The 12,479-nt window shown below is 35.5% G+C and carries 14 protein-coding genes; 7 read left to right on the top strand and 7 right to left on the bottom strand.

What is annotated here, in order from left to right:
* Positions 1-103 precede the first annotated feature (103 nt).
* Entirely contained in the window at positions 104-952 is an 849-nt protein-coding gene (locus tag PT603_RS12610; RefSeq protein WP_008237474.1) for an AraC family transcriptional regulator, read from the top strand.
* Here PT603_RS12610 and PT603_RS12605 read toward each other — a convergent pair.
* From PT603_RS12605 to PT603_RS12575, 7 genes are all read right to left on the bottom strand, one after another.
* Complete coding sequence (locus tag PT603_RS12605; RefSeq protein ID WP_008237472.1) at positions 938-1,306, bottom strand: MmcQ/YjbR family DNA-binding protein; 369 nt, start codon at positions 1,304-1,306, stop codon at positions 938-940. The genes PT603_RS12610 and PT603_RS12605 overlap by 15 nt on opposite strands.
* A 14-nt stretch (positions 1,307-1,320) precedes the next feature.
* Entirely contained in the window at positions 1,321-1,947 is a 627-nt protein-coding gene (locus PT603_RS12600; RefSeq protein WP_008237471.1) for a DUF4230 domain-containing protein, read from the bottom strand.
* Positions 1,948-2,310 carry a DUF4260 domain-containing protein gene (locus tag PT603_RS12595; protein WP_008237470.1) on the bottom strand — a complete coding sequence of 121 codons (363 nt, stop codon included), beginning with the start codon at positions 2,308-2,310 and terminating at the stop codon, positions 1,948-1,950.
* Positions 2,311-3,078, bottom strand: coding sequence for a cyclase family protein (locus PT603_RS12590; RefSeq protein ID WP_008237469.1), 768 nt, complete (start codon positions 3,076-3,078; stop codon positions 2,311-2,313).
* 80 nt (positions 3,079-3,158) lie between these two features.
* Positions 3,159-4,298, bottom strand: coding sequence for a radical SAM family heme chaperone HemW (gene hemW / locus PT603_RS12585; RefSeq protein ID WP_008237468.1), 1,140 nt, complete (start codon positions 4,296-4,298; stop codon positions 3,159-3,161).
* An 8-nt stretch (positions 4,299-4,306) separates the two neighbouring features.
* The gene (ruvC, locus tag PT603_RS12580) at positions 4,307-4,864 is read right to left on the bottom strand and encodes a crossover junction endodeoxyribonuclease RuvC (RefSeq protein ID WP_008237467.1); all 558 of its coding nucleotides are present in this window, start codon (positions 4,862-4,864) and stop codon (positions 4,307-4,309) included.
* A gap of 161 nt (positions 4,865-5,025) precedes the next feature.
* The gene (locus tag PT603_RS12575; protein WP_155805521.1) at positions 5,026-5,502 is read right to left on the bottom strand and encodes a hypothetical protein; all 477 of its coding nucleotides are present in this window, start codon (positions 5,500-5,502) and stop codon (positions 5,026-5,028) included.
* A gap of 729 nt (positions 5,503-6,231) precedes the next feature.
* On the opposite strand from PT603_RS12575, the gene PT603_RS12570 reads away from it, so the two are divergent.
* The 6 genes from PT603_RS12570 to PT603_RS12545 all read left to right on the top strand — a co-directional run bounded on the left by PT603_RS12570 (position 6,232) and on the right by PT603_RS12545 (position 12,451).
* Positions 6,232-6,765 (top strand): 30S ribosomal protein S16, encoded by a 534-nt coding sequence (locus PT603_RS12570; protein WP_008237465.1) that lies wholly within the window; start codon positions 6,232-6,234, stop codon positions 6,763-6,765.
* 8 nt (positions 6,766-6,773) lie between these two features.
* Entirely contained in the window at positions 6,774-7,301 is a 528-nt protein-coding gene (rimM, locus tag PT603_RS12565) for a ribosome maturation factor RimM (protein ID WP_008237464.1), read from the top strand.
* A gap of 39 nt (positions 7,302-7,340) precedes the next feature.
* On the top strand, positions 7,341-8,054 hold the full coding sequence (locus PT603_RS12560) for a tRNA1(Val) (adenine(37)-N6)-methyltransferase (protein ID WP_008237463.1): 714 nt from the start codon (positions 7,341-7,343) through the stop codon (positions 8,052-8,054).
* 63 nt (positions 8,055-8,117) lie between these two features.
* Positions 8,118-10,472, top strand: a complete 2,355-nt coding sequence (locus PT603_RS12555) for a GH92 family glycosyl hydrolase (RefSeq protein WP_081483477.1) — start codon at positions 8,118-8,120, stop codon at positions 10,470-10,472.
* A 66-nt stretch (positions 10,473-10,538) separates the two neighbouring features.
* On the top strand, positions 10,539-11,717 hold the full coding sequence (locus PT603_RS12550) for an acyl-CoA dehydrogenase family protein (RefSeq protein WP_008237454.1): 1,179 nt from the start codon (positions 10,539-10,541) through the stop codon (positions 11,715-11,717).
* A 101-nt stretch (positions 11,718-11,818) separates the two neighbouring features.
* A complete protein-coding gene (locus tag PT603_RS12545) occupies positions 11,819-12,451 on the top strand; it encodes a Crp/Fnr family transcriptional regulator (protein ID WP_008237448.1) in 633 nt (210 codons plus the stop codon).
* The last annotated feature ends 28 nt before the right edge of the window (positions 12,452-12,479 follow it).

Raw genomic sequence — 12,479 nt, 5'->3', positions numbered from 1 at the left:
TACAATGCAGCTGATGTAACAAATCATAGTAGATTATCCATTACTAATACTATATTATCCAAGAATTGTTATTTTAGTTAATTTTAAATAGAATTTACCATCTATGAAGGCGTTACCATTTAAAATACCAAAAACTCAGCATAATGCAATTCTTTTTCAGGAAGACTCCTCCACATTATTTTATGACAAACTTCATCAACATGAAGAAATACAAATTAGCTGTATTATAAAGGGAGAAGGCACCTTGTTAATAAGTGATACAGTTCATCCCTACAAACAAGGTAGTGTCTTTGTTATAGGGAGCTGGCAACCTCATGTTTTTAGAAGTATTTACAGAAATGGTGAAATATCTAACATGTTTTCCATTTTTTTTTCTCCTAGTTCATTTGGTGAAACCTTCTTTAATCTTTCTGAGTTACAAAAAACTCATGCGTTTTTTGAGGCTGCTACTTATGGCTTCCAACCAACAATCCGGACAGATGATCTAGTTTCCATTTTTTACAAAATGCAATCTGCTTCAGAATATGATCGGTTAATTCTTTTCCTTGAATTAATAAAACTATTGTCAGTTAATTCTAAAAAGCTTTTAACTACTGGCCTTTTCACTCAAATTTTGAGCGAACATGAAGGAAAACGTATGAGTGAAATTATGGATCTTATTCTAACTAACTTCCATAAGAAATTATCATTAGAAGACGCAGTTACTACTGCCAATATGACCAAAACTGCATTTTGTAAATACTTTAAAAACAGGACTAATCGTACTTTTTTTGACTTTTTAACTGAAGTCCGAATACATCATGCAGCCGATACATTACTCCGTTATCCTGATTTACCTATCCAGCTAATAGCGGAGCAATGCGGTTTTAACAACCTATCTCATTTTAACAGAAAATTTAGGCACTATAAAGACACCACTCCTTCTGCTTACAGAGATTCACAGGGTAGCTAATTCTTGTTGTAATTTTTTACTAAGTCCTTTAACAACCTCATCATAGGAGTGATCTAAAAGTTTTAAAAGAAATTCATTGGAAATCTCTCCATTAGAAAGTTTGATTGTGTTCCAGTATTTCTTACTCATATGATATCCTGGATTGACCGAGTCATAGGTAATTCTTAATTCTTCAGCCCATTCAGGATTGCATTTCAAATTTATTGAAGGATTTCCTTGCTCCCAGCCCAATAGAGAAGTTAATGCAAACACTTTTCCCATTACTTTGAACACTAAAGTATCTTGATCAAAAGGAAAGTGCTCTGTTACTCCCTTTTTCTGTAAACAGATTTCGTAAAGTTGTTGAATATCCATACTCAGAACATGTCTTAAAATTGCGATAATTCTGTTGTTTTATTTAAAGGTAATTCAATAGTGGAAATATCTAATTTCCAACCAATGGTTTCTACCAATCCTTGAATAATTTGCAGTGTTTCTAAAGCCTCCTTTCTAGCTGTCCCCATTAAGCTGCTCTCAGGAATTTTATCCATAACAAATTGCTTTGCCTGTTTATTTACCTGGGAAAAATCATCTGGCTTAAATTTATTCAAAAAGCCGTCCTTTACATCATAAAACTCAATATCACTTTCCAGACTAATCACCTCTGGTTGAGGAAACGATGATAAAATAATTGTCTTTGAAGCCAGATGAACATTCATTTTAAGTTTTTGTAAATCAAACCCAATGTGCACCATTGCTCTAACTTTTACTAGTGCCTTCTTTTTACTGATTAGTAATCCGAAAAAATATCCCTGATCATGCCTGTGATCATATATTTCAGCAAATTCTCCCTCTATTACAACCAACTTGCATACCTTCTTAATTTTTTCAATCAACACCACAGATTGCTTTTCAGTATTACTTTTTAATTGAAACTTATGGTAGAACTTTACCACGAAATACATAGCAAAAGCACCCGAAAACAAACTAAAAATTACCAACAACAATATTTCCATTTATCGATTTTTTTCCTTCCCAATGGTTCCCAAATGAGTATTTGTAAAGGCATCTTGAAACTTAAGTCCATAGCCCAACATTCGATCAAACGCGATATGACCAAACAAAACAATCCCCCCTAAAGCAACATACCATTGATCCATCCATAATCCTACAAGATACAAAAGAATAGCCAACCCTCTAAGATGAAAAAAGTTATATGACCATGCTCCAACTTTTGAATTAAACACATACCCAAACATTCCAATATCTGGAGTCAGAAATAAGCCTACAAACCACCACCAACTTAACTCCATTTGGGAAAAAGCAATAATGGCTAGTACTAGCATGGAAGCTTCTTCTATTTTTATTATTCCCTTCATTTAATCAGATGATTTATCAGTAGTCTCAATTTTATACAATATTGGTTTGCTTGGTGAAGCATCATTCTCAAAAGGAGCTATTTGAAGATTCAGAAGATAACTTCCATCAGTTACTGAATTAGGAACAAAAATAAACTCAGTAATGGTAGCCTCCATCCTTACCTTTCCTTGTGTATTCCAAAAAGCATTATGTGCTTCTAACCTTCCCTCATCCTTTTCTTTATCAATTGAAGGCAAATCAATTAACAAATGTTTTACTCCAATATCGCATAGATACTTTGCGGCTTCACCAGCTAAGTAAGGTGGATTTGTATGAGAATATTGCATTGCACATTTTTCAAGGGTATTAGGAATTGTTCTAATCACAAGGGCTTCAGGTCGCTTACCCTTCAAAAGCATTTCAACTTGTTTCCTTGAAATTACATAATCATCCTCCAATCTACCAGGGGCAACCGTAATAACTTCGGCAATGAAAAAAAACTGTTTTAAATGTTGATTGATTGAAAAAACATCTTCGGTTATATGACCAACACATTCCGTGTGAGTGCCATGTGCATGAGGAATGAATTCAATTCTATTAAAATTAACTGAAGATCCATTGGTCACACTAATAACAAAATCTTCATCAACAACTGGTTCAATAACAGGATGTGTAGCATACCATGCATTAACATTGGTTGATCGACCAACCATTGGAATTGATATATCTATAGCCTCATTAAGATTAACCGAGAAAGTTTTTCCTTCATGTTGAATAATCGCTTTCATAATGTAGTAATTTTATAGGTAAATGTACGCAAAGAAAACGGCTTGGCATTCCATAAAAGGTGGTTACAAACGAATTCCAATCACGAGACCCAGAACAAATCAGATGCCAACCCATCACTTAGAAATTTTCCTTTCGAAGTTACTCGTAGTATGACACCCATTTCTGCGTTCTTTTCTGTTTTGATTAATCCATTGAGAATATGTTTTTCTGCCATCGCTAAAGCATAGGTGCTTAAAGAAGTACCAAATGTTTGTTCTACATATTTTAAAGACACTCCCCACATTGTACGTAAACCCGTCATAATATATTCATTATACCGGTCTTCCAATGTTAGGTTTTCAATTTGTGATGGTATAATACCTTCTCGAATACTATTAATATATTTACTGTTATTAGCAACATTCCAGCTCCTTGTTTTTCCATCATAACTATGTGCTGATGGCCCTATTCCAAGGTATAATGTACCCAACCAATAAGCTGTATTATTCCTGCTAAAATATCCCTCCTTCCCAAAATTAGAAAACTCATAATGCTTAAAACCAGCAGATTCCAATACATCTACAAGGATTTCAAAATGTTTCTGTGCCATAGCTTCATCCACCGAGGCTACTAATCCTCTACTTATTAGTGAATGTAAAGCCGTTTTAGGCTCTACAGTTAAGGCATAACTAGAAATATGAGGTATGTTATAGGATAATGCAATTTGAATATTCCGCATCCATTTTTGCTCATCCATACCGGGTATACCGTATATTAGATCTAAAGTGATATTATCAAAATAACGCACAGCTTCGGATAAACACTCCTGTGCTTCTTTAGCTGAATGAGCCCTATTCATCATAACAAGATCCTCATCAAAAAAAGATTGTATTCCAATACTTAGCCTATTGATTGGTGTTTGAGCTAGTAATTTGATTCGTTCTGGACTAAGATCGTCAGGATTGGCTTCTAAAGTAATCTCAGGATTTTCACTGACTTCATATAACTCATAAATAGTATCAAGAAGTCTAATAATGTCAGCATTGGTTAAAATACTAGGTGTACCGCCTCCAAAATAAATAGTTTCGATTGTATGATTAATTTCGACATTTCTCAATGTAAGTTCACCAATCAACGCATTAATCATATCATCCTTCTTCTTCAAAGAGGTTGAAAAATGAAAATCACAATAGTGGCATGCTTGCTTACAAAAGGGAATATGAATATAGATACCCGCCATAATGATTCCTATCGTTTTTGAACCTTGTCTTCATTTTGTTTTACAAAACTAGCCCAGCTGTTGTACATCTTTCCTGATTTACTTTTCCCTGAATTAAAAAAATGACATACTGCTGCCGCTAGACCATCTGTTGAGTCCAGATTTTTAGGCAGTTCCTTCAAATGAAGTAATTGTTGAAGCATTTTAGCAACTTGTTCTTTACTAGCATTTCCATTTCCAGTGATAGCCATTTTTATTTTTTTTGGCTCGTATTCTGTAATTGGAATTTGTCGCGAAAGGCCTGCGGCCATTGCAACACCCTGAGCTCTTCCTAATTTTAACATGGATTGAACATTCTTTCCAAAGAAAGGAGCTTCAATAGCTATTTCATCAGGATGGTAAGTTTCTATAAGTTCTATAGTCCGTTCAAAAATAATTTTAAGTTTTAAATAATGGTCATCATACTTTTGAAGTTGCAACTCATTAAGTTGCACAAAATGCATCTGATTCCCTACAACCTTTATAAGTCCAAAACCCATAATAGTTGTTCCGGGATCAATTCCTAATATGATTTTTTCTGTCTTCAAAAAAATCTGAATAATGTGTTATTTTGACAAAACTAATCAATTAAACCGACACTCTTGAGTTGGCAATATTTATCATTCATTTCAGGAATTAGTAAACATCAAATTTTCTTCACATATGGAATCTCAGTCTACTTGAAAAAATGGCATTACAGAAAATAACACTATTCAGAACTAATAACAATTGGTAACTTACATTTTGAGGCCACCTTTATACCTTGTTTAAGAGCAGGATGAATTACAGGAAATACCTCGGATTTAACCTTAAGTAGACTATCCAAAGAAGGAAAATAAGTATTTATATAAGCATTTGATTCCATTTTATCATACACTATTTTCCCCTCATTAGTTACTATAAAGTAGGCATAAATTGTGTCGCTTATGGGTTCCTTAACAAGAAAAGATTCTGATTGAAAGGCCTCCCAAAAAAGTCTGGAGAGGGTTTCCTCAAAACATTTTTTCTGTGTTATCCTAGAGGCTGTTTCGTCGCAGTGATCAAATAGAGGGTATTTCTCTACTTCATTCATATCTATTGCTGCAAGTTGTTTGGCTACCATAGCCTCCTGGGTTGGAACGCTACCTGGCATCCATTCACAAGAAGAAAATAGAAAAAGAAGTATCAAAAAGACGTAATTTCTCATGAGCATAGTAAAACGGACAGGAAAATTACAACTTTTTAAGAAATTACTCCACTTTCACATGAATTTCTAATAGAAACTATCGGCATGACTTTTAATAGTTTTTAGCAATCAACACCAAAGCACCAAGTGCTCAAAAACATAGTGGTATAATTTTAAAAAACTACTAAGGATTCAATTTAAACTCTATTGGAAATGCAAAATAAATATTTACAGGATCTGCATCTAATCCAAGTTTTAAAAGAGGTAATTTTTGGATAATTTGAAGTTATACAATTCAGGTAAATTCTTTATGCCTTTTGGTAAATTTCGTTGTTTTTAACTTGCTTAGCTCATAATAATTTATTGACAAAAAAATTGCAGAGCCATTCACATCAAACATTAAAACAAATTTCCAAAAGGAAAAGATTTCAATAATCGTATGAGTATTGTTCCCTGCAATTATACCTCATAAATAAATGACACCCAAGACCTTTTTCTTATTTTAAATGATCATCAAATCTTTTAGTTCCCAAAATAGGCTTTTACATCTTGCAATAAAGCTCTTAGTTTAATCTTATTTATTAGTAGAGAAATTATAAATCTAGTTAATTTTTGCTCTCTATTAGTATTAAAAATATCCCATAATCACCTACAACTTGTTGAAAATAACGTATATTTGCACCCGCTTTCCTTCCAGGGAAGTATGACAAATTAATAATAGGGTACGCGTACCCACCTAATTAATGCATTATGCCAGTAAAAATTAGATTACAAAGACACGGTAAAAAAGGAAAACCTTTTTACTGGGTAGTAGCTGCCGACTCGCGCGCTAAAAGAGATGGTAAATTCCTTGAAAAACTTGGAACTTACAATCCTAACACCAATCCAGCACAGATTGACTTGAACGTAGACAGTTCAGTAAAATGGCTACAAAATGGAGCCCAACCTACTGAAACAGCTCGTCGTATTTTGTCTTACAAGGGTGCTTTAATGAAGCATCACTTGCAAGGTGGTGTTAACAAAGGAGCTCTTACGCAAGAGCAAGCTGATGCTAAATTCAACACTTGGTTGAATGAGAAAGACAACAAAATCACTTCTAAAGAGAGCAACCTAGCGCAAGCCAAAGCTGACGCAAGAGCAAAAGCATTAGAGGCTGAGAAAGAAGTAAACGAAAAGCGTAAAGCCGCTGCAGTAGAAGCACAAGCTGCTGAGGAAGTAGCTGAAACTGTTGCTGAAGAGACTGAAGCTCCTGTTGCTGAAGAAAACAACGAAACTGAAGCTTAATCAATTCTATGAGAAAAGAAGATTGCTTCTATCTCGGTAAAATTGTATCAAAATTTAGTTTTAAGGGGGAGGTTTTGGTGAAACTTGACACTGACGAACCCGCTCTTTACGAAAATATGGAATCAGTATTTCTTGCCTTGGGCAGGAATCTGGTTCCATTTTTTATTGAACAGAGCAGCCTCCATAAATCTGATCTCCTTCGTATAAAATTCGAAGAAGTTGATACCGAAGCCGATGCTGAAGCTATAATGAAGACCGAACTTTACCTACCTTTAGAGTTCCTGCCTAAACTTAGTGGTAATAAATTCTACTTTCATGAGGTAATTGGATTTTCTATTGAAGATCATCAAAAAGGTAGTATAGGAACCATTACTGCCATAAATGACAGTACAGCACAAGCACTTTTTGAAGTTGATAGAGATGGAACGGAAATTCTTATACCCATGAATGACCATTTCATCTTAAAAGTGGATAGGGAGAATCAAAAAATAGTCATGGACCTACCTGAAGGCCTCATCGACCTATATATAGATTAGCCACACTAAATTCTTGTAGGTCGTCTTAAACCGATAAGTATGAATACACCATTTCGATTTAAACAGTTCAGTATTCAACAGGATAAATGCGCTATGAAAGTTGGCACAGACGGAGTACTATTGGGTGCCTGGACTTCTTTAGAAGATAACCCTTATGCCATACTTGATATTGGTGCTGGAACCGGTCTTATATCATTAATGCTTGCCCAACGTAGTCAAGCAACTATCATTGATGCAATTGAAATTGATGCTGAAGCCTATGAACAATGTGTTGCAAATTTTGAGCAATCCATTTGGAATGATCGTTTATTCTGTTATCATGCAGGTCTGGATGAATTTGTAGATGAAATTGAAGATCAATATGATCTAATAGTTTCCAACCCCCCATTTTATTCTGAAACAGTCACTAGCGGCAATGATGCACGCGATATGGCTAGAATGTCTTTTTCACTGCCATTCCACGAGCTACTGGCCTCCGTCGCGGAACTTCTACATGAAGAAGGCACATTTGCGGTTATAATCCCTTTTAAAGAAGAAGTTAAATTTTCGGAAATAGCAGCTCGTTTTCAACTATTCCCTAAACGAATAACTCACGTAAAAGGAACTCTCAATTCTGAATTCAAACGGAGTTTGATGGAGTTTAGTTTTAGACATTCCTCTCCTTTAATATCTGAACTTACGATAGAAAAAGGTAGACACCAGTATACGGAAGATTACATTAATCTTACCAAAGAATTCTATTTAAAGATGTAAACCTCCTTACACGGGTAGCTTTCATTTTTTCGATATATTTACCTAACCACTAAAACTGAAAAAATGAAGCTAATAAAATTCTGTATTTATAGTATTAGTAGAATATTCCTTCTGTCAATAGTATTAGTCAGTTGTAATAACCAATCAAAGCCTACTAAGGCAATTATAACACCTGCTAAACTTATTCAGTATGTCGACCCCATGATAGGAACTGATAAGATGGGACACACATATCCAGGTGCTACAGTTCCATTCGGAAGTATACAGTTAAGTCCAGATACTGACACCATACCTTATGCCGTAGATGGTAAATACAATCCAGAGGTTTATAAATATTGTGCCGGTTACCAATATGATGATACTACAATTGTTGGTTTTAGCCACACACACTTTAGCGGAACAGGTCATTCAGATTTAGGTGACTTTTTACTTATGCCCACCACTGGTTCTCTTAAGCTAAATCCAGGAACTGAGTCAAATCCCGAAATGGGATACCGGTCACGATTTTCACATAAAACCGAAAAGGCAGAGCCTGCTTATTACAAAGTAGATTTGGACGATTACAATATTAAGGCTGAACTAACTGCAACAACTAGGGTGGGTATGCATCGATACACATTTCCAAAGACAAAAGAATCACACCTAATACTTGATTTGATGTCAGGCATTTATAATTATGACGAAAAAAATGTATGGACTTTTGTACGAGTAGAAAACGATACCCTTGTAACTGGATATAGACAAACTAATGGATGGGCGCGTACTAGAACCGTATATTTTGCTATGTCTTTTAGCCAACCTATCACCCAATATGGACATGCAAAATATGACAAAACCCCCTATAAAGGCTTTTGGAGAAAATTTGATGAAAGTAAAAACTTTCCTGAAATGGCTGGTGAAAAAGTTCGTGCCTACTTTGATTTTGAAACTAAGGAAGATAAACCACTACTAATAAAATTCTCCATCTCACCAGTAAGCACCCAGGGGGCTTTAAAAAACATGCAAGCAGAGATCCCTCATTGGGATTTTGATCGTATTAAAAAAGAAGGTCAGGAAAAATGGAACACAGAATTATCTAAAGTTCAAATAGTCGCCTCCGAAGATACTAAAGTAAACTTTTACACTTCCATGTATCACGCATTTTTAGGACCAACTGAATACATGGATGTTGATCAACAATATAGAGGATTGGATATGAACGTTCACTCTGCTAATGGTTTTACCAATTATACTAGCTTCTCTCTTTGGGACACCTACAGAGCCTTACATCCACTTTTCAACATTCTACAACCTGATCGAAATCGTGATATGATTCGATCTATGATGGCTCATTACTACCAAAGTGTACATCACATGCTACCTATATGGTCACATTATGCTAATGAGAATTGGTGTATGATTGGATATCATAGTGTTTCTGTAATTGCAGACGCCATTGTAAAAGAAATATTAACTGGTAAAGAAGCGCATGAAGCACTAGCCGCCTGCGTACAAACTGCACAAACAAAATACTATGATGGCCTAGGGAACTATATGGATCTAGGTTATGTACCAGAAGACCTTAATGGATCTTCCGTATCTAAAACTTTAGAATACTCCTATGATGATTGGGCAATTTCCCAGGCGGCAAAAAAGCTTGGCAATATGGAGATATACAATATGTTCAAGCAAAGAGCGGAAAACTATAAAAATGTGTACGATAGCACCTCAGGATTTATGCGTCCTAGACTAAGTAATGGAGAATTTAAAGAGAAATTCGACCCCTTAGACACACATGGGCAAGGATTTATAGAAGGAAATGCTTGGAATTATAGTTTATATGTCCCACATCATCCAAAAAAGCTAATTGAACTAATGGGTGGTGAAGAGCGATTTGTTTCGCGATTGGACTCTCTCTTTTCTATGGAATTACCAGATAAGTACTTTGAAAAAACAGAAGATATTTCAAGAGAGGGTATTATTGGAAACTATGTACATGGCAACGAGCCATCTCATCATGTACTATACTTGTATAATTGGACACATCAAGCTTTTAAATCTCATGACAAAATAAGAAAAGTACTAACAGAAATGTATAAGTCAACTCCAGATGGCTTAGGTGGCAACGATGATTTTGGACAAATGAGTGCATGGTATATTTTCAGCAGCCTTGGATTCTATCCCGTTGCTCCAGGTTCAACCACATATGCAATCGGAAGTCCATCTATTGAAGTTGCTCAGATCCAATTAGCTAATGAAAAAACATTCGTAATAGAAACTAAAAATCAGAGTGCTCAAAATGTATTCGTTTCACATATAGAACACGATGGAATACCACTGAAAAAACCATTTATTACTCATGAAGATATTTTAAAAGGAGGAACGCTTACATTCTACATGAGTGACAAGCCCAATCCAAACTATATGAATTTTAATTAAAATTTAACAATACAAGGTTGTTTTGTTATATTTTGTTAATACATTTGTTAACTTAATACCACCATTATGAAACCTGACTTATTTGAAGCTCCTGATTATTACCAACTGGACGAACTCTTAACCGAAGAACACAAACTTGTTCGTGATGCTGCTCGTTCTTGGGTTAAAAGAGAAATTTCCCCTATTATAGAAAACTATGCTCAAAAGGCGGAATTCCCAAAACAAATCATAAACGGACTTGCTGAAATTGGCGCCTTTGGACCATATATACCGGAAGAATACGGTGGCGCGGGACTTGACCAAATAGCCTATGGACTTATCATGCAAGAAATTGAACGCGGGGATAGTGGAGTCCGTTCCACTGCATCAGTCCAATCATCACTTGTAATGTACCCTATTTTTAAATATGGTAGTGAGGAACAACGTAAAAAATACCTCCCTAAACTAGCCTCAGGGGAATATATGGGATGTTTTGGTCTTACAGAACCTGACTTTGGTTCCAACCCATCAGGAATGGTAACCAATTTCAAGGACAAAGGCGATCACTACCTACTAAATGGGGCCAAACTTTGGATATCTAATGCTCCTTTTGCAGATATTGCAGTGGTATGGGCTAAGAATGAGGAAGGCCGTATACACGGTCTTATTGTTGAACGAGGCATGGAGGGATTCTCAACACCTGAAACTCATAATAAATGGTCACTACGTGCCTCTGCAACAGGTGAATTAATCTTTGACAATGTTAAGGTTCCAAAAGAAAATCTTCTACCAGGAAAAAGTGGCCTAGGTGCACCACTCGGCTGCCTTGATTCTGCTCGTTATGGGATAGCTTGGGGTGCCATCGGCGCAGCAATGGATTGCTACGATACAGCACTCAGATATGCTAAAGAGCGAATACAGTTTGACAAACCTATAGCCGCCACCCAACTTCAACAGAAAAAACTAGCAGAAATGATTACTGAAATTACCAAAGCCCAATTGCTTGCTTGGCGTTTAGGTGTTTTACGAAATGAAGGAAAAGCCACATCTGCTCAAATTTCAATGGCCAAACGAAATAATGTAGAAATGGCAATTACCATTGCTCGTGATGCTAGACAGATATTAGGAGGGATGGGAATCACAGGAGAATATAGTATAATGCGTCATATGATGAACCTTGAAAGTGTAATAACTTATGAAGGCACTCATGATATCCATCTCCTTATAACGGGAATGGACATTACTGGCCATTCAGCCTTTAAATAAATAGGGTTAAAAGACCACACCGAAAAGTGTGGTCTTTTTTTTAGTATTTTCTTACTAGTTTACATTCTTTCAGCATTAGATATAATTTGTAATTTAGAGCCATGATAGAAGAATTAATTCAAAACTACGGCTACTTATTTGAAGAAGAGTTGCTTCAAGAAATAAATCAAGTAGGCACCTTTAAAGAAGTCCCAGAAGGATTCAAGCTTATCGAAATTGGAGAATATATTAAGAGTATGCCTTTATTGGTAAGTGGTGCTATTAAAATACTTCGTGAAGATGAAAATGGTGACGAATTACTCTTGTATTTTCTTGAGAGAGGAGATACATGCGCTATGACTTTATCCTGTTGCCTAGGACAGAAAAAAAGTGAAATAAGAGCAATTTCTGAAACACCAGCTAAACTTATCATGATTCCCATACAGAAAATGGAGGAATGGATGACCAAATATCGTAGCTGGCGAAACTTCATATTGGAAAGCTATCATTCTAGGCTCATGGAAATGATGCAAACTATCGATTCAATCGCCTTTATGAAAATGGACGAACGTTTACTTAAGCATTTGAGAGATAAAGCAATGGTAACCAATGATGATGTGATTAATAGCACACATCAGGATATTGCCAATGATCTACATACTTCAAGGGTTGTAGTTTCAAGGTTACTTAAAAAGTTAGAAAACCAAGGTAAAATCCAATTATTTAGAAATAGTATTAAAGTAATAGATTTGTAACCCAAGTTACCACCCACTACAAAACTAT

The sequence above is a fragment of the Imtechella halotolerans genome, assembly GCF_028743515.2.
In the GTDB taxonomy this organism is placed as follows: Bacteria; Bacteroidota; Bacteroidia; order Flavobacteriales; family Flavobacteriaceae; genus Imtechella; species Imtechella halotolerans.
This window is presented reverse-complemented; position numbering and strand designations above follow the sequence as displayed.

Coding starts and splice junctions, on each gene's coding strand:
- PT603_RS12550 (WP_008237454.1), top strand. CDS start 10,539: ATGAAACCTGACTTATTTGAAGCTCCTGATTATTACCAACTGGACGAA.
- PT603_RS12595 (WP_008237470.1), bottom strand. CDS start 2,310: ATGAAGGGAATAATAAAAATAGAAGAAGCTTCCATGCTAGTACTAGCC.
- PT603_RS12575 (WP_155805521.1), bottom strand. CDS start 5,502: ATGAGAAATTACGTCTTTTTGATACTTCTTTTTCTATTTTCTTCTTGT.
- rimM (WP_008237464.1), top strand. CDS start 6,774: ATGAGAAAAGAAGATTGCTTCTATCTCGGTAAAATTGTATCAAAATTT.
- PT603_RS12555 (WP_081483477.1), top strand. CDS start 8,118: ATGAAGCTAATAAAATTCTGTATTTATAGTATTAGTAGAATATTCCTT.
- PT603_RS12605 (WP_008237472.1), bottom strand. CDS start 1,306: ATGGATATTCAACAACTTTACGAAATCTGTTTACAGAAAAAGGGAGTA.
- PT603_RS12610 (WP_008237474.1), top strand. CDS start 104: ATGAAGGCGTTACCATTTAAAATACCAAAAACTCAGCATAATGCAATT.
- PT603_RS12600 (WP_008237471.1), bottom strand. CDS start 1,947: ATGGAAATATTGTTGTTGGTAATTTTTAGTTTGTTTTCGGGTGCTTTT.
- PT603_RS12545 (WP_008237448.1), top strand. CDS start 11,819: ATGATAGAAGAATTAATTCAAAACTACGGCTACTTATTTGAAGAAGAG.
- PT603_RS12590 (WP_008237469.1), bottom strand. CDS start 3,078: ATGAAAGCGATTATTCAACATGAAGGAAAAACTTTCTCGGTTAATCTT.
- PT603_RS12570 (WP_008237465.1), top strand. CDS start 6,232: ATGCCAGTAAAAATTAGATTACAAAGACACGGTAAAAAAGGAAAACCT.
- PT603_RS12560 (WP_008237463.1), top strand. CDS start 7,341: ATGAATACACCATTTCGATTTAAACAGTTCAGTATTCAACAGGATAAA.
- hemW (WP_008237468.1), bottom strand. CDS start 4,298: ATGGCGGGTATCTATATTCATATTCCCTTTTGTAAGCAAGCATGCCAC.